Here is an 18,884-nt window from a genome sequence, read left to right on the forward strand (position 1 = left end):
CTGATGAGCCAGCTCGACCTGCTAAATCTTGGCAGTCTCAAGGCTGCCCGCTTGATTGACGAGTGCGATCACTACGTTATCGAGGTGGACGGGCAAGGAATGCCCGGCTGCTGCCCTCATTGCCTGTCTGAGAGCCCTTACCGTCACGGCTCACAGCAACAGCACTACATCGACATACCCATGCACGGCAAGCCCGTCCTCCTGCGTGTAGAGAGGGCGCGCTTCCGCTGCAAAGTGTGCGGCAAGACGTTTTTTTCTCATCTGCCGGACATTGACGCGAAAAGGAAAACGTCTGTTCGCTTTATCAAATACATCGAACAGGAATCAATGAAGAAAACCTTTGCCTTGCTGTCACGCGAGGCAGGGATTGATGAAAAAACGATCAAGCACATTTTCGAGGATTATGTTGAGCGGCTGGGTAAAACAGTCCGGTTTGAAACGCCCGAGTTTTTAGGGATTGATGAGCTGAAAATCATTGGTGAGTACCGCTGTATGATCACCAACGTAGGTGAGCTTTCTATCTACGACTTATTGCCCAATCGACGCAAAGCCGACCTCACGACCTACTTCAAGACACTCCCTGATAAACACAAGGTCAAGGTGGTGACGATGGACATGTGGCGTACCTACAAGGATGTCGTTAATACGCAACTCCCTGGCCGGGATATTGTGGTAGACCGCTGGCACGTTGTACGCATGGGCAATGATGCCCTAGAGACGGTACGCAAGAAGATCAGGAAAGACCTGAATACCCGGCAGCGACTCAAGCTGAAAGATGATCGTTTTATTTTGCTAGAACGCGAGGGAAGGCTTAGCACTGATGAGCATGACAAGATGCTTGAGTGGTTTGAGCTGCACCCGGAGCTGGAGCTGGCCTACCGGATGAAGGAGAGCTTTCATGAGATATATAACTGTGGTGACAAAGAAGATGCTCAGGCATTTGCACGAGCCTGGCTAGACTCCCTACCACCGGAAATGGAGTATGCTTTTGGTGCGGCCAGAACGGCGCTGACGAACTGGTGGGGTGAGATCTTTAACTTCTATGACCACCGGGTCACCAACGCCTATACCGAATCTACCAACCGGCTAGCGAAGGACATGAATAGGATGGGACGAGGATACAGCTTTGAAGTGATGCGGGCCCGACTCATCTATGAGAAGCAAGCCCGTAAGCCGACAACGAAAGTGCGCGGCAGAAAGCCAAAGTCCTTCCTGCCAGAAAAAGTCATGTATCGCTTCAGCATGGCAGACGAGAACGTCAAGGCCATCGAGTACGGCCCACATATTCCAACCCTGTGCGACCTACTGGAAAAGGGCTGCTTTTCCTAACCGCTCAACAAAATCCTAGAGTCAGGCGGTGGGGGCTAAAACAAGGTTTCCACACCTGGTTCCGGATACCCTTTTTTCTTTGCCTCTGCTGATACTGAACGTTTTTGCATCCAATCAGATACAAACTGAGATCGCGCTTCTTCAGTTTTAAAGCTGTAATAAAATGCTGACTTTTTGGCGCGGCCTTTATAACCGCGAGCCAGAATAGAACCACGTAATTCAAACAAATAAACAACACTGCTCAAATCGTCTGCAATCCAACATTCAAAACCGTTGTTGATGTTGTCGCGGTGTTCTTGAACTCGGTCAAAGGCCGGTGTTCTTTTCTTCTTGGTTTCTGTTTTAAAGCTTTTCACAATCTGCTTTTGAGGAAGTTCCCTGCCAGCGGCATTGCTTGTAATCGTTTCTTGAGTGTTACGGCTAGGGTTGTTTGCTTGGTTGTTTGTCATGTCTTTATCTCCACTGATTAAAAGTTAAAACCTGCTTTCTCGTCGTTCCGGCATTCAAATCAGTGAAGGTTTTTTAGAAATACAACGGCCTCGCCGGAAGCCGCAGCTAAGGGAGCTATGCGAATCTGAACGGGTGAGGAAGGCCGAAGGTTTACCGTTGGATTTATCAAAAATTGGAACTTGAATGAGCCGGTAGCTAACGACGAAAAGTAGGGATTAACTCAGTGGTGATGGACAAACAGCTAAGGAACTGGCCGGAAGACTCACACAAAATAAACGCTACTGCAGGAGCATTAGCGGTGCAGTAGTGTGTGTTTTTCAGTCCCAAAAATAGACCAAGTTAGCCACTGCAAAACCTGGTCTTTTTTTGGAATTTATATTTAAGTAAATCAATCTGTTACGAAGCCGGTTTTTTGGAGTAGTTACAGTTTGATCTCATTTCAGAGAGCCAAAACAGTTTGTTGTTAGCGGTATCAACGGCAATCTGTTTTGGTAAAGCAATCAGGCGGATCGTGTTTATTGATCGGCCTTAGTGCGTTCAGATCATTTATCAATCTGTTACGAGTCCGGCTTTTTGGATTGGTAACAGTTTGATCTCGCTTCACTCAGTCAAAACAGTTTGTTATTAGCTGTATCAATGGCAATCTGTTTTGATTAAATCACTTAGGCTGATCGCGCCTTACTGATCGGCCTTAGTGATTTCGGATTTTGAGGGCTGACCATGACGGCCAGCCCCCCCCCGCTAATCAATACATTTCTTCTAATGCTTTCAGGCTTTCCAGCAGGTGACGCGCTGAATAAATCGCATTGCCGGTGACTTTGCGAACCCATGCACCCTGATAGCGTGACCATTTAAAAGCGGCTCTTTTCACTAACTGGCGGGTTTCATCGTTAGGCTTACCGCCTGCAAAATTAATAATGATTTGGCCGTTATTGATCGACATAGAAAAGTCGTCATTTTCAAAATCAATCGGCGCGCTGTTGTGTAGTCGCTCTAACTCTTCAAGGCGTTCACGGGTGCGGCGGATCTCTGCGTTATTGTTTGACAGTGAGTAAGAAGCAAAACCGATACGGCCTGCAAAATCTGGTTTGATGATTTCCCGCGCTTGCTTTTCAGTTAAAAGCCCGTCTTTTACGATCTGATCGGCTTTCTCATCATCACTTAGCTTTTTGCTTCTGATGATCTTATTAACGGCTTTCATGGTGTCCTGTGATTTCTCAAGGCTGCTTAATTTTTCTTTTAGTTTTGTGATTGCTTCGGGGTCGTTTGATGAAATGCCACCTGTGCCAACATTCGCGGCGCGGCTTTCTAACGAATCGGCATATTCTCCCAGCTTGAAAGATTTCCCCATTAAAGACCATGATTTATCTAGCGCGTTTCTGTGGGCGCGTTCTGAGTGATGACCAACTAAAATTGGCTGCCCCATTGGGATATGCTCCACAAGGGCATGACTGCGTTTATAGGCTGCGTCCGACTCTTTGCGTTTGTTTTCTGCACGTTCTTGTAATCTATCGCGCTTCGCCTCTAATCGGTCTTGATAATCAGCCATAACAAAAGGTGAGTTTTCTACGCTCTCAGCGTGGCTAGGCTCTACCGCTGGCGCTTCTTCTTGCTCTTCGGCTGGTGCTGGCTCGTTGTCAGCTTCTACGGCTTCAGCTGGCGCTTGATCTTCGTTGCTTGGCTCTTTGCTGTCGGCCTTTTCTACTTGGCTTTCATTGAACAGGTAGCACAGCGGCCAGAACTCTTGCGGGTCTGAGTGTAATTCTTCGCCTTCTTCAGTTTCTAACTTCTTGGTGATCTGCTTTGGTGTACCCCAGATCGGAAAACCAGAAACGCCTTTTTTGACTTTATAACCGGCTTCTTTCCAGTCTTTAAAGGTTTTAAATTCTTTGCATTCTGTCTCGGCCTGATACATACCCGTAATGATGAAATTTAAAGTTGTTGCAGCTGCCTTTAATTGATCCGCTACTGTTTCAGCGTTTGCGATCATGCCTTCACGGATCGCCTTTGCTTCTTGGCTTCTTGCTCTCAACTCTTGGCGCGCTTGTATTGATTTTTCTGATTTGCTGTAGGTTTTTTTGCTTTTAACCATCTGCTTTTGTGGAAGCTCCGCGCCGCAGGCTTTGTTTTTTTGTTGGCTGCTTTGGTTGGCTTTTTGTTGATTGGTATTCATAGCTGTTTTTCTCCACTTGTTTGTTTTAAAGACCTGCTTCCGCGGTCGCTCCGTGTTCAGTCAAGTGAAGGGTGAAAAGCGCATACAACAACAATCCCGCAAGCCGCAGCTAAAGGAGTGAAGCGAGTTTGAACGGGTGAGGAATTGGCCGAAGGCTTTATTGTTTTAGGCGATTGAGAACTGCACTCTGATACACGAACAGAGCGACGCAGCAGGGATTTAAGCAAGTGGTGAAAGGAAGACCAAAAGCAACAAGACCAAAGCGGCCAACTGTTTTAATGAAGCCATTAAAACTATCTAATTAAGGCAACATTCCTTAAAATATTGACATTGCAAAAATAAAAATATTGCAATACTATTGAAGCTCATAATTTATGTTTGATACGGAGATCAACTTATGAAAAAAGCCTCGTTCTTTTTGGCTTTGGCACTTTCTGCCATGTTTTTTATCCCCTCTATTTCTCATGCAGCATCACAAGACGAATGCGCTATTTGGATTTGTCTCCCCGGTGGGTTTCCCAGCGGTTGCGGTGCTGCAAAATCGGCCTTTGAAGACCGTATAGATGATGAGAAATCACCTTTACCACCTTTCAGCTCGTGCGCCGTGGACTATGACAGCAAAATGTCATACAAGCAGGGCGTTTCCGTTTATGAACCGGCTAAAAGCTGCACAGGCTGGCAAGCTTGGGTAACTAACTGCACACCTCAACCGGCTAGATGGGTGAAAGATGGTACTTGCAGCTCAATGATGTGCCAGCGACGAAACTACATTGATGTGTTTGTCGATGGGGAAGCTGCCGGTGAGACTTTCTATTATTGATTGCCACGGCTTCAGCTTCATTCAGGCTATAGGGGTTTCCCTGTAGCCTTTTTTTTCTAAAGGGATTTTCTATGTTGATTTTGACTAGGCGCGTTGGTGAAAGCCTCATTATTGGCAATGACACGGTTGTTGGCGTTTTAGGTGTAAAAGGCAATCAAGTCAGGGTGGGCGTACACGCCCCAAATGACGTGCGGATCGTTAGAGAAGAGCTGTTATCTGATGAAGAGAAGGAACAGCTCAAATACCTGCTAGATAAAGCCTCTGCAAGCATGGCCGGTTAAGGGTGATTTATGTTTACAACACGAACAGCGAAAATCACACATAAAACCGAAAAAGGCGTTTTGATAGATGGGCTGGGGACGATTGATAGCAACCCAGACCGGACGTGTATTGAGTTTGAAACACTCAACTGCACAAAGACAGAATTTCTTGATTGGTTTTTATTGCTGGATGAGTCAGAGGGGTTATGCTCTGACGGGGTTTGCCTCATTGATTTAGGCAATACCTCATTGAGCCTCAGCACTGGTAGCGTGATCTCTGTCAGCTACCCAGAAATGATAGAGGCATGGCTTGAAATGAAAACCGTTGCAGCAAAGCGAGAGATAGCAGAACTCGCTTTGTTTAATAAGCTGTTTTATTCAATGAACGATATTGCAGAACATGGCAATTTTGAACTGGATGCTGATGTTGTCGTTAATCCAGATCAGGACTGAAACAAAATACCCCATAGTGTTGCATTGTGGATAAATAATTAATGGGTTTACGTGGAAAAAAGGCCGGTACCGGCTTTTTTTTGGTAGAGTGATGCAACAAAACACTAGGGTTATGTTGCACAAAATAAATTATGACAAAACTATCAAGTAGCGGTAATGAAATGCGACTTTATTCTACGGAAGGCGAACGCCTTTATTTGAATAAAGCAGAACGCGCTCGTTTTCTGGAAGCCTCAAAAGATGAGAATAGAGAAGATCGGCTCTTTTGTGAAATATTGCATTTCACCGGAGCCAGACCCAGCGAAGTGCTGGAACTGACACCGGATCGAATATCTATGTCTGAACAGTCGATCACCTTCAGGACATTAAAAAAACGAAAACAAGATCGTTACGGCAATCAGAAATTGCCTGAATATCGATCTGTGCCGGTGCCGAGTTCATTATTAGACAATATTGATCTGGTATTTGATTTAAGAAGGGTGCAGCGTATAGGTAAAGAATCGCATTTACCCTTATTCACCAAGCACCGCGCCTCAATGTGGCGTATGGTCAAAAAGGTGATGAATAGAGCAGGGATCAAAGGTAAACAGGCCACCAGTAAAGGTTTGCGTCATGGCTTTGGTATTGCCATGTTATCGGGTGAAAAGCCGTTACCGCTTCATATTCTTGCTCAGTTAATGGGTCATAGTGATACAGAAACCACCGAGATTTATACGCAGGCGGTCGGGGAAGAAAAAAGACACTTAGTAATGCAGGCGTGGGATTAAATGATGTTGATATTAACTCGTAACACAAACGAATCGTTAATGATAAATGATGATGTAAAAGTCACTGTATTAGCTGTAAACGATTATCAAGTGAAGTTTGGTATTGATGCGCCGGATAATATTTCAGTACATCGAGAAGAAGTCTATAAACGTATTCAAGAAGAAGGTAAAAATAATTAATATTTTATATTATTGCGTATTGCGCAATATGCATATATATGGGATAATTACCCCATGATTAAGAGCTTTAAACATAAAGGTTTAAAAAAATTCTTCCTGACAGGTAGTGTTGCAGGCATCCAGCCAAACCACGCTGCAAGGCTGCGAGATATGCTTGCATTTCTCGATACAGCTGATTGTATAGACGATATGGACTTGCCAGGTTATCACCTGCACCCGTTAAAAGGGGATAGAGCAGGGGAGCATTCAATAACGGTTTCCGGTAATTGGCGAATTGTTTTTGAGTTTATCAACGGTGACGCTCACCTAGTTAATTATGAGGATTATCACTAATGACTTTACAACAATTTAACCCGCCTCACGTTGGCGAATTAATTCAACGCACATACATTGATCCCTTCGATAAAGTATCTGCAAATAAGATTGCTGAAGCTTTGAAGGTCAACCCTAGTACATTTCATCGGTTGTTAAATGGTAAGTCTGACTTATCACCTGAAATGGCCGTAAGACTTTCTATTGTGTTAGGTCGTAGTGCAAAAAGTTGGATGCGGCTACAAGAAAACTATGATTTGTGGCTGGCCAGTCAAAAAGTAGACACAAAACAGCTCAAGAGATTTGATTTTGAAGAATTGGCTGAAGCCATCTAAAAAAATAGGGATTCGATACACGAGGATATCGAAATGACAAACAACATATCTTATGAATGGTGTGCAGAGTTCGTTGATGAATATGACGATATTCAAGAGACTGATTCATCAACAAATAAAGCGGATATATGGCCGCCGAAATTTGAAGTTGAGAACTGTAAAGCAAGGTTAAGTTGTGCTCGGATTCTTGGTGATGATGTTAATGGTATTCAGGAGCGAGGCTATGCTTACGCTGGTGACGAAACATTCAGCACCGGACAAAAGGTGCCACCGCAGATAAAGAAACAACTACAAGCTGCAAAAAAAATCAAGGAGAGTATTTAATGTTATCAAGTTTAGATCTAGCAGCAAAAACAATGCTCTTTTGTGCTGTGACAATGATTTTCGCTTTTGCGTTGAGTTTTTTGGCCGAACCTTTTCAGCAAGAAATAGGCTTTGCTCAGTCTATATTGGGCTATAACCGTGATTTCTTTGTAACTGGGCGCTGGTATTTCATTGCAATAGCAATATTGCAATTAATAATTAGTTGGTTTGCTTTGTTGCTGCTGCGACAAAAAGAGGCCACGGCAAAATTACAAAAACGCTATCAAGCTAAAGCGCAACAAAACTAAGGATAGAGGAAAATCTATGTCAACTGAAAACATGAACTATTTGCAAACAGTCGTTTTTAATGCGCTACAAAAAAGCACTAATATTGCTGATCAAGCGGAGGGTTACGCAAGAAACGTCAATCAATACATTGATTTATTAAATCTTGATCCTGAAAACAGAAAGCTAGTTGCAAATGAATTAGGGGCGACTGATGAACAGTTCTCAGGCTTTTTAACGATAGTTAAGGCTATTTGGAACGGTGGGAAATGTGATGCTGAGTTTACTCAGGTTGGCGATTATATGAGTGAAGAAACAAGAGCGTTTCTTGACCGTTATGAAATCGTTGATTAATTACGCGACCTAACAAGGGAGTGTGTGGAAATGGCTAATAATGCGAAAGACATCAGGATCACGGAGCTGCACGAACAAGCCTTAGACCTGTTCGCAGGAATGGAAAGGATCATTGATGAGCTGAAGGGGCTGGGTGAACATTCATTAAACGGCAATAACGCACTATTAAACGTGCGTGAGCAACTTTCCCAGCTTTCAGAAAGGTAGGGTCTAGCTATGTCAGACAATACACTCTCTAAGCTGCTTGGCGTAAATATCGAGATCGACAAGTCGCAATGGGTTCGGGTGCATTTCTGCTATACATTTATGGATGCAGAAACCGAAAAGCGCAGCCAGACTTACCGATCTAAATCAGTAGCCAAACGTGAGATCACAAAATGGCTAAATAAGGCCGGACATAATTTCTGCAAGGCATATCACTATGACTCGCAAGAGTGGTATCGCCACGAAACCTATACAGCCTATAGAAAGCTTTAATCATGGCCGTAATTAGCTCAGAAATGCGCCTGTATTCGCCTGAAGGTGAACGGTTGTACTTATCAGCTGAAGAGCGTCAACGCTTCTTGGATTCAGCTAGAGAAGAAGACCGCGAAGATCGGCTTTTTTGTCACGTTCTGCACTACACAGGGGCGCGGCCAAGTGAAGTGCTTGAACTGACACCAGACAGAATATCGATCAGCGAAAAAACGCTGACATTCAAGACACTGAAGAAGCGAAAAACCGACACAAACGGGAAATCTAAACTACCTCAGTTTAGGACAATCCCTGTGCCTGATGAGCTGATTGATAATCTGGATTTGGTCTTTGATATTCGTCGCATTGAGCGACAAGGCAAAAACAGCCATTTGCCAATCTGGACGATGCACCGCGCTACGGCGTGGCGCATGGTCAAGCGGGTTATGAAACGGGCGGGAATCAACGGGAAACAGGCCACAAGCAAAGGTTTAAGGCATGGCTTTGGTATTGCCATGCTGTCCGGTGAAAAGCCCTTACCGCTTAATATACTGCGGGATTTAATGGGGCATACCAGCACCACCACAACTGAAATTTATTTGCAGGCCGTGGGCGCTGAAAAACGAAAACTGGTTATGCAGGCGTGGAACTAGATAGGCCAGTAAATATGAAATCGTTCATTGCAATACTTTTTATCTGTCTCTTGCCGCTCATTCTTGTTTGGCCGTTATTCAAAGCTGAGTCGAAAAAAAGAAACCGTGATAAAAAACTTAATTCTTTAGCCAGCGATCTTACCTCTAAACCATCAGAAACAGACTATTTGCAGGCCAGCCAGAAAAACACTGACAGGCTGAACAAGGCAATTAATGAGATCGAGAAATCAAAAAGGAATTAAGGCGAAAATGGATGATAGAAAGATTATCAAGTTTGGCTCTCATATCACAAAGAAAGATATTACATGGCTTGATAATGGCTTACTGGAAGTATCTAAACAAATCAACGGCCAAAACTTCAGTGTTACACACACAGACATTAATGAGGCAATCAGAATCCTTAAAGAGCTGATTGACGCCAATGTGTATAAGCAGCAAAAGGAGTGTTAATTATGCACACAGATCAAGTTTTAGCAGACACAACTATTTCGATATCGGAATTGAAGAAAAACCCTATGGCCGTGATTGAACGGGGCAAGGGTTTTCCTGTCGCTGTACTGAAGAATAATGTCCCTGTGTTCTACGCAGTACCAGCGGCAGCATATGAAGCGTTAATAGATAAGCTGGATGATATGGAACTAGCTCAAATTGTCGGTGAACGTGAAGATCAACCGTCACAAGTCGTTGCACTGGATGAGCTATAAGCAAGGCTCACTAAGCACATATAACCGCCCCACGTTTGGGATTAAATATATTGATAGTGATACTATATGGTAGTATCATTTCACTATGAACAGTAAACAAACGAAAACGCTTAATAGCCTGTTTGAAAATCCGGTAAAGAAATCTATCAAGTGGCCGGACGTTGAAAAGCTGTTACTGGCTTTAGGTGGCTCTGTTAAACAAGGTGATGGTTCAAGAATCCGTATCACCCTTGGGGGTTCATCCCTCAACATACATACGCCCCACCCTAAAAATGAATTAAAGCCTTACCAAGTGAGAGCTATTCGGACTCTACTAAGTAATGAAGGTGTAATGAAATGAAATACAAAGGATATGAAGCTGTTATTAGATACAGTGATGAAGATGAAACCTTTATCGGTGAAGTGGTCAACACTCGCGATATTTTAGTATTTGACGGTAACGATATTGCCGAAATAACTGACTCATTCCACGCTATTGTAGATGAGTATTTACAAGATTGTGAGGATGAAGGGAAAACGCCTGAAAAGCCATTTTCAGGACAGTTTGTTATGCGAGTTAAACCAGAACTGCATAGAGAATTATTCATTAAAGCAAAAGAATCAGGCAAAAGCCTGAACGCTTTTGTTAGTGAGCAGTTAGATCGGATTGCTCATACAGCATAAGGTTTTAGACGTTATGCAAAACGCCATTACCAACACAACAAAACAGCATTACATCACGTCGATTGCTGCCCTTAATATCCCGTCACTGGATGGTACGGGAGACTGGCATTTTTCGGACTGTTTTATTCAGCATGGGGACTTTTTACCCCAGCAACATTTAGCCGAAATCGACACGATATCGACCCGTCACCTACTCGGTGACTATGGCATTTTTGAATGCTCAGACATTCTTAAAAAATATGGTGCTTCACCATTGCCAGACCAAGCCGAAATCTATGCAGCAAACCACTATCGCGCCGTTGTAGATATGATCTTTGATCTGGTCAAGAACGGCCAAAGCATCACGGACACGGTGATTTTAGATGACTGGTTTCCCGAAGACTCGGAAAAGCAGACCGTCTACCAGCTGCTAGATAAACTCAAAGCGGATTTGACTGATCAACAATGGATGATGATTGACGAATGGAAGCAACAAACAGAAGAGCAGACTTAACACCGCTTGAGCAGAAACACACGGACTTGATGCAGCGTTTAGCCGGTTCGCTGGCTGATACTCCATCAGTTTTAAAAGGCGGTACAGCCTTAATGCTCAGTTACGGGCTGGATCGATTTTCAGAAGACCTCGACTTTGACAGCACCAAAGCATTGAACCTTGAAAAGCGGATCAATGATGCAGCTGACAAAGAAGGGATCAAGATTGAGTCAATAAGGCTCAAAAAAGACACGGACACAACAAAGCGTTATGTCGTTTTATATGAAAGTGAACATGGCGCTGGCCGGTTGAAAATTGAAACGTCATTAAGAGCTGATGTTATCCCTGAAGACCAGACAACAACGGTCAACGGGATCAAGACTTACAAAGTTGAAAATCTGGTATCACAAAAACTGGAAGCCCTTGAAGGTAGAAGCAAGGTCAGGGATTTATACGACATTAATTTTTTAGCGGATAAATACCCCGAAGCATTTACCAAAGCTCAGGCTGAAAAACTCAGTTCACTAACCCACGACCCAGATTATCTATCAAGCCGATTTAAGGCCGACCATAGCGGCGATAACATTCTTAAATCGCAGTCGCTTGATAGCTTGGTTTTAAGCACTCAATACAATGCTGAGAGCTTGCAGGAGCGCGCCAGCAACCGCGTAGCCGCTCAAGACTTTTTGAAAATGGATCAGGGTGACTTTATTAAAAAGCATCCTGATTTAGCCCCTCACGTTGCCGCTGTGTCAGCGATTGAAAAGAAGCTGGCAAGTGAACCCATGACAGACAAGCAAAGGCAAACAGCCATGCAGCGAGTCAGGGAAAATGCGGCTAATAGTATTCAGGAAGGTGTCAAACCTGACATCAAACTGAAGACGCAAACCCAAAATCTGAAAAATGATTTATCCCGTTAAAAAAAGGAGCAGTACACATGGATGATTTTTATTTTGGCAAAGTCAGCGACAACGGCAAAGCTGGCGAATATTCTCTGAGCCTGAACAGACTCAATAACCTTGCTGGTCTGGGCGTAGAAAAGCAGAGCTTTACAGCACAATTAAACAGGCTGCTAACTAAAGCAGACTGTCATGTAATCGTGAATGATGGGACATCATACCCAGACTTTCATACCCTGATTAATCATATCGAGAGTGAAGCTATCAGCATGATTGAGCTGGAAGCAAGAACCGATATTAACGAGAGCGTGAACGCAACACTGGCCTGCAATATTTATCTGGCTGAAGGTGTGTTACACGTCCGGCCTCACTGGTGCGGATATAAAGAAATCAGGGCTGATGAAATCATTGATACCCTGCTTGTTCCGCTGTTCTTGCTGAACCTGAACAGCAAAACGGTTATCAATGACGGTGAAAAGCAAAAACTGGCAACTGATCCGGCTGAAGCGGTTCACCAGATATTCGCCTTGTCTAAATATCCCAGACAATCCAGACAAACAACGTATGTCACTGATGTAAGCTTTGCTCAGTCCGTCGCTGAGAATGGCTATTTTGGCGAGTCTGCTTTTCGTGAGTATGAAAAGCTCAGAACAGAAAACAGAAATAAAAGCTGGGCTTCATAATCATGCTGAAGGAAATCTTATTAGTCGTCGCAATCATCGACGGTGACACTATCAAGGTACTGGATCACAATCACGACCAGTTGAAAGTCAGACTGGCAAGCATTGATGCACCGGAAAGAAAACAGCCGTTTGGCCGTAAATCAGCAATGATGCTGGCTGATATGATCGGCAATGAAAAAGTGGCGCTGGACTGCCCCAGCCAAGACCGATACAACCGCTGGATATGCACCATTCATTATGAGGGTGTCGATATCAATAAACAGATGGTTGAAATGGGCGGCGCGTGGGTTTATCGGCGTTATTATTCTGGCACTGAATACATAACAGCCGAAGACCAAGCCAAAGCCTCAAAACGCGGCCTGTGGGGTTTGAGTGAATACGAAATAACCCCGCCTTGGGAGTGGCGAAGACAGCATTAAGAGTAAATGAGTATATGTGCATTAGCACATATACTCATCTTTCCGGCGCTTTATCGACCGTGGCCGTTCTCTTGGCCTGTACTGCCTCTTGAGTGATTCGCCGTTTAATCTCATCATTCTGAGTCAGTATTTCTTTAGGCATCCCAGCTAAAAATTTTCTTACGTCCTGAGCCAGTTTCTTATCTTCTTTCTGGCCGGTTTTATCCAGCTCATCACTGAGCTTTTTATAAAGCTGCCTGACTTCATTTTGTCGGCGCTCAATCGCCTTGTTCCAAGGCTTATCAGGTACGCGCTCCCCTTTCGCTTCTAGTGCAAGCTCGGTTGCCGCCTCTTTGATTTGTGATCGGGTTACGTTGGCCGTTCTTTTATTCCGGTTGGGCTGCTTGTTGTTATTGATCTGCCAGACAGCGCCTTTCGTCGCTTTCTTCACGACCCCCCTAGCCTGTCTACGGGTAGCCAATGCAGCAACGCCCAGCGTTCTAAGTTCTTCAGCAAAACCTTCACGCCATGCTTGAATATCATTTTTTTTAGGGTCTAGTTTTTTATTGTTGAAGCCCAGCATTTTGACTGCTAAGTGAACATGCGGGTGTGGCTGATCTGTATGCAACGCGAATAAATACTCATGGTTTTCACTGAATGCTTTCTTGGCAAAGTTACGCGCTGCATCCCTGACTTTTTCAGGGTCAGTCCCCGCAGGCATTGATAACATTAAGTGCATCACGTCCCGACTGGTCTTTGATGATTTTTCTTTTGGGAATGATTCAATATCTTTTATCCAATCAGAATAGGCAGACTCTAGGTTTTCACGACCTTTAAATAGCTCGCCTTTGTCATTTTCTAAAACCTCTTCACCCTCTCTGGCGATATATTCAATATGTGAGGCAATATGCCCTGTGCCTTTACTAAAGCCAGTAATTTTCGCCATAACTTCCGGCGTTTTTTTGGTGATAGCCTGCAAAGTAAGACGGGCATTTTTAGGCTTATCGTGATAGACAAACTTCCCTTTTTTGGGCTTAACTTTGCCCTCTAATATCTGAGATATAGTTTCCTCGATGATCGCCACTATTTAACCTGCCAAACGCTGTTACTTTCCGAAACGATTTTATAAATAGCTTTCTTCTGTTTTTCGATACCCGCCTGAAGCTCAACAATGTGATCGTAATTCACTCTGTCCCTGACTTTCAGATCAACAGCCTGATTCATGGCCTTTGCTATCTGGTTCAGATTGCGGCCAATAGAGGCCAATTCTCGGTTGGCCGCTCTGAGTTCGACAATCTGCTGTTCTGTCATGATCGGCTGGTGCGTCAAATTGGCTGCAATCAGATTTCTTACCCAGACAGTAAATTTCATACCGTAATGATCTGCCCTTTTCACTGCCTCTTTGACTAAAAAATTTGAGACATAAATTGTCTTCTTCGTGACTTCAAGATCATCATCATTTTGAGGGCTGACATCAGAGAATTTAGGTTTTCTTTTTTCCTCACTTCTCAGCAAGTACACGCTGATGATGTGCTGCAAAAAAGCTGATCTTGATCCAAACCTTGATGATGTCAAAGCCCGTTCAAAACGCTCTATTTCCTTTTCGTCTTTCAATTCCGTTTTCAAAATCATTTCGCACTTCCTAAGAGAGAGGGGGCAGGCTGCGGTTTACCGGCATTGTACCAGCTATGGTACAAAATGCGGTATAAAACCCTATCCTGCCCTCCCCCTCTCTCTTCTATCTTTTAAAATTTCAAAATCTCGGCTTCCCCTTGGGGTTTCCTCTTCCCCGCGTAATTGCTGCGCAATTACTTTATATTACGCTTAGAATACTTGTATTCTACTCCTTTTTTGCTTATTTCTAGTGAGACTGGTTATAATCGGCCACGATGGACAAGACGAATATTTCACAACAATTAGCCAAAGCATCAGGCGCTAACTCTCGCTCGATTAGAGCAAGAATTAGTGACGTTTTGGATGATATTGAAAAGGCGATTTCATCAGGCGTAGCGCATGATGAAATAGTCGCAATTTTGAATAAAAACGGCTTTGACTTGTCTATCAAATCATTCAGAAACGCGCTGTATCTGGCGCGAAAAAAAGCCGCTGGTCAGCCAGCGATTAGACAGCCTGCACCAGTTCGGCCAACAGCTGAAAAACAGGTTTCACCACAAAAGGACTCTAGCAAGGAAGCTGATGAAATTGATCTAAAAGCTCTGGGTAAGCTTGGTTCTAAAACGAAAAGGAATAGGTTATGAATGTTTGTGTTTTGAATATTTCCGGCAACGTTGGCAAGACAACGACAGCCGTTCACATGCTCCGGCCACGGATTAAAAATGCGTCGATTTTCTCAGTCGAAAATCTGAACTCAGGGATTGAAGATTTCGGCATCGAGGAAGCCGAAACGATTAAAGGTAAGCGGTTCGGCGATCTGTCTGACAATATCCTTTTGTCTGAGGCGGCGATTGTCGATGTCGGCGCGTCAAACGTCGAAGATTTTTTAAATCTGATGAAGCAATACCAAGGCTCACATGATGACTATGATTATTTTGTGATCCCGACAATCAGCCAAGAAAAGCAGCTGAAAGACACCATCACGACAATTAAAATTTTGTCTGGGCTGGGTGTGCCAGCTGAAAAAATTCGTGTCCTGTTCAACAACGTTGAACTGGACGATGCAAACGAATTAGACGGGTTTAACGCCCTTTTTGGCTATCACAGTGTTTCACCTACGTTCACCATTAATGCTGATGCTACGGTGCTTTCTAATGAGGTTTTTGACGGTCTGAAACAGGCCAATAAAACATTAGATGAGATCGCAAACGATAAGACCGATTATAAAGCGAAGGTGCGCGCCAAAGGCGCGACTGCTGAAGATAAAGAAGAAGCATTGAAAATGCTTGCCTTGCAGCGGTTGGCAACCGCTGCAAGCGCGAATTTAGATGATGCCTTTACTGCCCTATTTGCTTAACCGTCATGGCCGAAAATAAGAAGCTATCGACTGCAAAAGAGGCGTTATTAGCTGAGTTATTTGGCGATATCGGCGAGGCAATCACCAAGCTTGATGAAGTGCTGGAAAAAAGCGCCTTGGTGGAACGGGAATTATCCGTTTCCACCAAGGCGTTAATTTTAGCGAGTCAGAAATATAAAGACGCTATCAACGGCTTTACTGATGAGGCAAAAAAGGACATTTCCAGCCATATTGAGCGTGAAACAGCTCAACATACCGCGCCGGTATTAAAACGGCTTACAGAGCAAAACAATAAGGAATTAAGCGATAGAGTAAACAACCTGAAGTGGATCAGCCTATTCAATACAGGTCTGATCGTGGTTGGTTTTGCTCTGGCCGTTTATTTTGGCCTGTCCTAGTCGCAGTTACCCACAAATTAACAGGCAAGTTCGCTTGCGATATAGGGCTGCTCGTTGCCTGTGAATATATGGATAACTGCTCCATCAACTGCCCTGCCCTTTCCACCAGATCAAAAAGGCCGTTACCCACAGATTAACAGCGCGGTTCGTTTGCCATAGAGGGGCTACTCGCGCACTATTAATATGTGGATAACGGCCACTTTCCCTTGTTCAAAAGATAATGAGTGATTGAGTAAATAATCATATACTCAATCACTCATTTGAGTTTAACCGGCTAACGCTTCCCGCGTTGCCGCCCCAGCTGCTCCAAATTCAAAATCCTGAATAATGAAGTTGTACCCGTATTGATCAACCCCGTCTTTTTGCCAGCGGTTGTTTTCAATTCGATAAGTAACGATCAGCTGGTCGCCTTTTCGTACATTATTTGCAATGACTTCGCCACGCTTACCAAAGGCTGTGAAAGGAATTGAAACGGTTCTTTCATCCTTCCCTTCCCCTGCATATTCATTTGTCATCAGGGTTAAGCGTGTTACTGAGTTTTCCTGTCCGTTTGTTTCTGGGTCTGCTGCTACTCGTCCCGCGAAAATATTGCTTTGCATGGTTACTGCTCCTTAGTGTGATTTGTCCATTTAATGAGTAAATGAGTTTATGAGTTGTTACTTACATACTCATTCATAAAGTTAATAAAAACTTCGGTCATATCCTTATGGCCGTTGTTGATGCAGGCGATCTTAAATTCCGTTTTCAATCGCTTTGGTGCTTCAAAGTTCACACGCTCTTTTTCCACTGGCGGCGCGTTCTCTTCTAATACTTCCGTTGCGGCGGTCTTCCGGTTTCTGGCCGGTTGCTTAATGGCAGTTTTAGACTCGCCGCGCTCTGGTTTCTTAATTGCCATCTTTGAAAAACTCCTCTATTTCATTCACTAAACTGTCAATTTCTTCCTTGGCTTCTTTGCTGATCTCTAATGCAGTTTGACCTTGAGCCATTGCATTAGGGTATGCCGCCTTTTTATGAATAACCTGATCGAATGTATCAAAAGGCATATCATCCAGTGCAGCGCCAATCTCGGTGCTTAATTTCGTGCCCTTTTCGGCCACTGAGATAAGAAAGCCAGCAACAGGCCAACCGCCTGTTATTTCCTGCCGGTCTGTAATCATGTCTACCGTGTCTCTGGTAGCCCAAACGTCAACAGGTGACGGGCGAACTGGTAACACAACCAGATCAGATGCTTTGATAGTGCCGATAATGTTTTTATTTACCTTGGCCGCACCATCAATCACAACATAGTCATAATTCGCTTTGAGCTTGCCAATCTCTTTATCAATACTGGCGTTAGGCAAACCAATCACGGTGAAATAGTCACCCTCTGCCACTTCAGACCAGTCTAACGCGCTGGCCTGTGGGTCTGAGTCAACCAATAAGACATTAAAGCCTTTCAGCTGTAATGCTCTGGAAACATGAACTGATAATGTTGATTTACCAACACCACCTTTTGAATTTACAAACGATATAACCGGCATATTTTGAACTCCTTTTTAGGTGAGTATATGAGTAATTGCGCACATACTCAAATAAGTATCAGGCTTGGTGCAGCTCATCCAGATCAATATATTCATCATTGTTCTGTAAGTAATCCTGAACATTTTGACATTGTTCAACAGAGTCATAATGACCATAGGTGTATTCAGTTTCTTCAACGGTAAACACTAAAGCCCACTGGTTGATTTGATGAATGAAGTGAAAATTGAATTGAAAAAAAAGTAACTCTGAAGACCACATAAAAAATCCTTTTTCTGTTTCCTTAACTGTTACGGATAATTATACTCATTTACTCATAATGAGTAAATACACATTTACACATTTAATCATTGAAAATTCAGATCATTAACCTGACATCAATCTAGTGAAGTAGGGTAGGGCGGTAACTGGTGAACTGCTCCGCTTATCGTGTGTATCTGAGTAATTGTGTAAATACTCATTATCAAATCAATAACAGCAAAACGCCCTCGTTTTTGCTGTTCTCTACAATATCGAGCGGTTCACCTGCGAGATATGCGCCCCAGCTCCAAGCCTTAAAAAAGTTCACTGAATTAGCTGATAAAAAGCTTGCCCTCAAATCTCAAAATGACATCACCCTGAAGACGTAGGGCATCACGGCCTGAAAGCTGTACTGGCTGTTTTACGATCATGGCCGTTGAGAAAGGTTTATAGGCTGTTGGCCTTCGGCCAACTCATTATCAAGGCTACCGCGTAGCGGTAGGGGGAAGGTTAGGGTCAAATCATCGTGCCGTTAGGCACTCATTATCTAGGCTGCAAGCGTAGCGCAGCAGGGCGTAAGGCTAGGGTCGCCATAGGCGACACTCAGCGAAGCTGACTTTTCCACAGCTTTGGTTAGTGTAATAACAGAGTTATAAAGAGTTATAGTAGTGTTACAACAGTGTTAAGGAAAAAAAACCGCCTCTAAGTCCATGAAAATAAAAACGAATTTTAAAGGGTGCGTGTGTGATTCCCGAAACAAGCGTGTGTAATAGACGAAACAAGCGTGTGTGATTCCCGAAAAAACGTGTGT

The 18,884-nt window shown here is 43.8% G+C and carries 34 protein-coding genes; 26 read left to right on the forward strand and 8 right to left on the reverse strand.

From position 1 onward, the window contains the following. Positions 1 to 3: 3 nt before the first annotated feature. On the forward strand, positions 4 to 1,329 hold the full coding sequence (locus QQL60_RS12630; RefSeq protein WP_284723516.1) for an ISL3 family transposase: 1,326 nt from the start codon (positions 4 to 6) through the stop codon (positions 1,327 to 1,329). Positions 1,330 to 1,364: 35 nt separating this feature from the next. Here QQL60_RS12630 and QQL60_RS12635 read toward each other — a convergent pair whose 3' ends face one another. Both QQL60_RS12635 and QQL60_RS12640 read right to left on the reverse strand, forming a co-directional pair. Further along, positions 1,365 to 1,778: a hypothetical protein gene (locus QQL60_RS12635; protein ID WP_284723517.1), complete on the reverse strand. Its 414-nt coding sequence runs from the start codon at positions 1,776 to 1,778 to the stop codon at positions 1,365 to 1,367. Positions 1,779 to 2,524: 746 nt separating this feature from the next. Beyond that, positions 2,525 to 3,952 carry a DUF3560 domain-containing protein gene (locus tag QQL60_RS12640; protein WP_284723518.1) on the reverse strand — a complete coding sequence of 476 codons (1,428 nt, stop codon included), beginning with the start codon at positions 3,950 to 3,952 and terminating at the stop codon, positions 2,525 to 2,527. Positions 3,953 to 4,349: 397 nt separating this feature from the next. On the opposite strand from QQL60_RS12640, the gene QQL60_RS12645 reads away from it, so the two are divergent. The 22 genes from QQL60_RS12645 (at position 4,350) to QQL60_RS12750 (ending at position 12,967) form a co-directional block, all read left to right on the forward strand. Beyond that, complete coding sequence (locus QQL60_RS12645) at positions 4,350 to 4,772, forward strand: conjugal transfer protein TraL (RefSeq protein ID WP_284723519.1); 423 nt, start codon at positions 4,350 to 4,352, stop codon at positions 4,770 to 4,772. 71 nt (positions 4,773 to 4,843) lie between these two features. Beyond that, complete coding sequence (gene csrA / locus QQL60_RS12650) at positions 4,844 to 5,053, forward strand: carbon storage regulator CsrA (protein WP_284723520.1); 210 nt, start codon at positions 4,844 to 4,846, stop codon at positions 5,051 to 5,053. 9 nt (positions 5,054 to 5,062) lie between these two features. After that, positions 5,063 to 5,485, forward strand: a complete 423-nt coding sequence (locus QQL60_RS12655) for a hypothetical protein (RefSeq protein ID WP_284723521.1) — start codon at positions 5,063 to 5,065, stop codon at positions 5,483 to 5,485. A 131-nt stretch (positions 5,486 to 5,616) separates the two neighbouring features. Then, the gene (locus QQL60_RS12660) at positions 5,617 to 6,252 is read left to right on the forward strand and encodes a tyrosine-type recombinase/integrase (protein WP_284723522.1); all 636 of its coding nucleotides are present in this window, start codon (positions 5,617 to 5,619) and stop codon (positions 6,250 to 6,252) included. Next, positions 6,253 to 6,432: a carbon storage regulator CsrA gene (gene csrA / locus QQL60_RS12665; RefSeq protein WP_431356914.1), complete on the forward strand. Its 180-nt coding sequence runs from the start codon at positions 6,253 to 6,255 to the stop codon at positions 6,430 to 6,432. It abuts the gene before it with no gap. Between the two features lie 54 nt (positions 6,433 to 6,486). Continuing rightward, a complete protein-coding gene (locus QQL60_RS12670; protein WP_284723523.1) occupies positions 6,487 to 6,765 on the forward strand; it encodes a type II toxin-antitoxin system RelE/ParE family toxin in 279 nt (92 codons plus the stop codon). Continuing rightward, on the forward strand, positions 6,765 to 7,079 hold the full coding sequence (locus tag QQL60_RS12675) for a HigA family addiction module antitoxin (RefSeq protein WP_284723524.1): 315 nt from the start codon (positions 6,765 to 6,767) through the stop codon (positions 7,077 to 7,079). The genes QQL60_RS12670 and QQL60_RS12675 overlap by 1 nt, the downstream gene beginning before the upstream one ends. A gap of 33 nt (positions 7,080 to 7,112) precedes the next feature. Further along, positions 7,113 to 7,403, forward strand: coding sequence for a hypothetical protein (locus QQL60_RS12680; RefSeq protein ID WP_284723525.1), 291 nt, complete (start codon positions 7,113 to 7,115; stop codon positions 7,401 to 7,403). Beyond that, positions 7,403 to 7,690: a hypothetical protein gene (locus tag QQL60_RS12685; protein ID WP_284723526.1), complete on the forward strand. Its 288-nt coding sequence runs from the start codon at positions 7,403 to 7,405 to the stop codon at positions 7,688 to 7,690. The genes QQL60_RS12680 and QQL60_RS12685 overlap by 1 nt, the downstream gene beginning before the upstream one ends. Before the next feature lie 16 nt (positions 7,691 to 7,706). Beyond that, positions 7,707 to 8,021 (forward strand): hypothetical protein, encoded by a 315-nt coding sequence (locus QQL60_RS12690; protein WP_284723527.1) that lies wholly within the window; start codon positions 7,707 to 7,709, stop codon positions 8,019 to 8,021. 30 nt (positions 8,022 to 8,051) lie between these two features. Then, on the forward strand, positions 8,052 to 8,228 hold the full coding sequence (locus tag QQL60_RS12695; RefSeq protein ID WP_284723528.1) for a hypothetical protein: 177 nt from the start codon (positions 8,052 to 8,054) through the stop codon (positions 8,226 to 8,228). Positions 8,229 to 8,237: 9 nt separating this feature from the next. After that, on the forward strand, positions 8,238 to 8,498 hold the full coding sequence (locus QQL60_RS12700; protein ID WP_284723529.1) for a hypothetical protein: 261 nt from the start codon (positions 8,238 to 8,240) through the stop codon (positions 8,496 to 8,498). Positions 8,499 to 8,500: 2 nt separating this feature from the next. After that, positions 8,501 to 9,127 carry a tyrosine-type recombinase/integrase gene (locus QQL60_RS12705; protein ID WP_284723530.1) on the forward strand — a complete coding sequence of 209 codons (627 nt, stop codon included), beginning with the start codon at positions 8,501 to 8,503 and terminating at the stop codon, positions 9,125 to 9,127. 14 nt (positions 9,128 to 9,141) lie between these two features. After that, on the forward strand, positions 9,142 to 9,369 hold the full coding sequence (locus tag QQL60_RS12710; protein ID WP_284723531.1) for a hypothetical protein: 228 nt from the start codon (positions 9,142 to 9,144) through the stop codon (positions 9,367 to 9,369). Between the two features lie 7 nt (positions 9,370 to 9,376). Continuing rightward, positions 9,377 to 9,577, forward strand: coding sequence for a hypothetical protein (locus tag QQL60_RS12715; RefSeq protein WP_284723532.1), 201 nt, complete (start codon positions 9,377 to 9,379; stop codon positions 9,575 to 9,577). A 2-nt stretch (positions 9,578 to 9,579) separates the two neighbouring features. Next, positions 9,580 to 9,831 (forward strand): type II toxin-antitoxin system Phd/YefM family antitoxin, encoded by a 252-nt coding sequence (locus QQL60_RS12720; RefSeq protein WP_284723533.1) that lies wholly within the window; start codon positions 9,580 to 9,582, stop codon positions 9,829 to 9,831. Between the two features lie 85 nt (positions 9,832 to 9,916). Further along, positions 9,917 to 10,171, forward strand: a complete 255-nt coding sequence (locus QQL60_RS12725; protein ID WP_284723534.1) for a type II toxin-antitoxin system HicA family toxin — start codon at positions 9,917 to 9,919, stop codon at positions 10,169 to 10,171. Beyond that, the gene (locus tag QQL60_RS12730; RefSeq protein ID WP_284723535.1) at positions 10,168 to 10,494 is read left to right on the forward strand and encodes a type II toxin-antitoxin system HicB family antitoxin; all 327 of its coding nucleotides are present in this window, start codon (positions 10,168 to 10,170) and stop codon (positions 10,492 to 10,494) included. The genes QQL60_RS12725 and QQL60_RS12730 overlap by 4 nt, the downstream gene beginning before the upstream one ends. Before the next feature lie 13 nt (positions 10,495 to 10,507). Continuing rightward, positions 10,508 to 10,987, forward strand: a complete 480-nt coding sequence (locus QQL60_RS12735) for a hypothetical protein (protein ID WP_104935275.1) — start codon at positions 10,508 to 10,510, stop codon at positions 10,985 to 10,987. Next, positions 10,957 to 11,886, forward strand: a complete 930-nt coding sequence (locus tag QQL60_RS12740) for a nucleotidyl transferase AbiEii/AbiGii toxin family protein (RefSeq protein ID WP_284723536.1) — start codon at positions 10,957 to 10,959, stop codon at positions 11,884 to 11,886. The genes QQL60_RS12735 and QQL60_RS12740 overlap by 31 nt, the downstream gene beginning before the upstream one ends. A gap of 17 nt (positions 11,887 to 11,903) precedes the next feature. Further along, positions 11,904 to 12,548, forward strand: coding sequence for a hypothetical protein (locus tag QQL60_RS12745; protein ID WP_284723537.1), 645 nt, complete (start codon positions 11,904 to 11,906; stop codon positions 12,546 to 12,548). A 2-nt stretch (positions 12,549 to 12,550) separates the two neighbouring features. After that, complete coding sequence (locus QQL60_RS12750; RefSeq protein WP_104935278.1) at positions 12,551 to 12,967, forward strand: thermonuclease family protein; 417 nt, start codon at positions 12,551 to 12,553, stop codon at positions 12,965 to 12,967. Between the two features lie 34 nt (positions 12,968 to 13,001). Here the strand turns inward: QQL60_RS12750 and QQL60_RS12755 are convergent, their stop codons facing one another. Then, the gene (locus QQL60_RS12755) at positions 13,002 to 14,030 is read right to left on the reverse strand and encodes a relaxase/mobilization nuclease domain-containing protein (protein WP_104935279.1); all 1,029 of its coding nucleotides are present in this window, start codon (positions 14,028 to 14,030) and stop codon (positions 13,002 to 13,004) included. Next, on the reverse strand, positions 14,030 to 14,578 hold the full coding sequence (gene mobC, locus QQL60_RS12760; RefSeq protein WP_104935280.1) for a plasmid mobilization relaxosome protein MobC: 549 nt from the start codon (positions 14,576 to 14,578) through the stop codon (positions 14,030 to 14,032). The genes QQL60_RS12755 and mobC overlap by 1 nt, the downstream gene beginning before the upstream one ends. Before the next feature lie 257 nt (positions 14,579 to 14,835). Between mobC and QQL60_RS12765 the strand changes: the two genes are divergently transcribed. Genes QQL60_RS12765 through QQL60_RS12775 form a run of 3 tightly spaced genes read left to right on the forward strand, consistent with a single transcriptional unit; the run spans position 14,836 to position 16,315 of the window. Continuing rightward, positions 14,836 to 15,204: a hypothetical protein gene (locus QQL60_RS12765; protein WP_489146127.1), complete on the forward strand. Its 369-nt coding sequence runs from the start codon at positions 14,836 to 14,838 to the stop codon at positions 15,202 to 15,204. After that, positions 15,201 to 15,917, forward strand: a complete 717-nt coding sequence (gene stbB, locus QQL60_RS12770; protein WP_104935282.1) for a StbB family protein — start codon at positions 15,201 to 15,203, stop codon at positions 15,915 to 15,917. The genes QQL60_RS12765 and stbB overlap by 4 nt, the downstream gene beginning before the upstream one ends. Positions 15,918 to 15,922: 5 nt before the next feature. Beyond that, entirely contained in the window at positions 15,923 to 16,315 is a 393-nt protein-coding gene (locus QQL60_RS12775; RefSeq protein ID WP_104935283.1) for a hypothetical protein, read from the forward strand. A 266-nt stretch (positions 16,316 to 16,581) separates the two neighbouring features. On the opposite strand, the gene QQL60_RS12780 is transcribed toward QQL60_RS12775, so the two are convergent. From QQL60_RS12780 to QQL60_RS12795, 4 genes are read right to left on the reverse strand one after another with little or no spacing between them, the layout of a single operon-like run. After that, on the reverse strand, positions 16,582 to 16,914 hold the full coding sequence (locus tag QQL60_RS12780) for a single-stranded DNA-binding protein (RefSeq protein WP_104935284.1): 333 nt from the start codon (positions 16,912 to 16,914) through the stop codon (positions 16,582 to 16,584). A gap of 47 nt (positions 16,915 to 16,961) precedes the next feature. Then, positions 16,962 to 17,210 carry a hypothetical protein gene (locus tag QQL60_RS12785; RefSeq protein WP_104935285.1) on the reverse strand — a complete coding sequence of 83 codons (249 nt, stop codon included), beginning with the start codon at positions 17,208 to 17,210 and terminating at the stop codon, positions 16,962 to 16,964. Beyond that, positions 17,200 to 17,835, reverse strand: coding sequence for a ParA family partition ATPase (gene parA, locus QQL60_RS12790; RefSeq protein WP_104935286.1), 636 nt, complete (start codon positions 17,833 to 17,835; stop codon positions 17,200 to 17,202). The genes QQL60_RS12785 and parA overlap by 11 nt, the downstream gene beginning before the upstream one ends. A 58-nt stretch (positions 17,836 to 17,893) precedes the next feature. Continuing rightward, entirely contained in the window at positions 17,894 to 18,094 is a 201-nt protein-coding gene (locus tag QQL60_RS12795) for a hypothetical protein (RefSeq protein ID WP_104935287.1), read from the reverse strand. Positions 18,095 to 18,884: the final 790 nt, after the last annotated feature.

The organism is Methylophaga thalassica, assembly GCF_030159795.1.
In the GTDB taxonomy this organism is placed as follows: Bacteria; Pseudomonadota; Gammaproteobacteria; order Nitrosococcales; family Methylophagaceae; genus Methylophaga; species Methylophaga thalassica.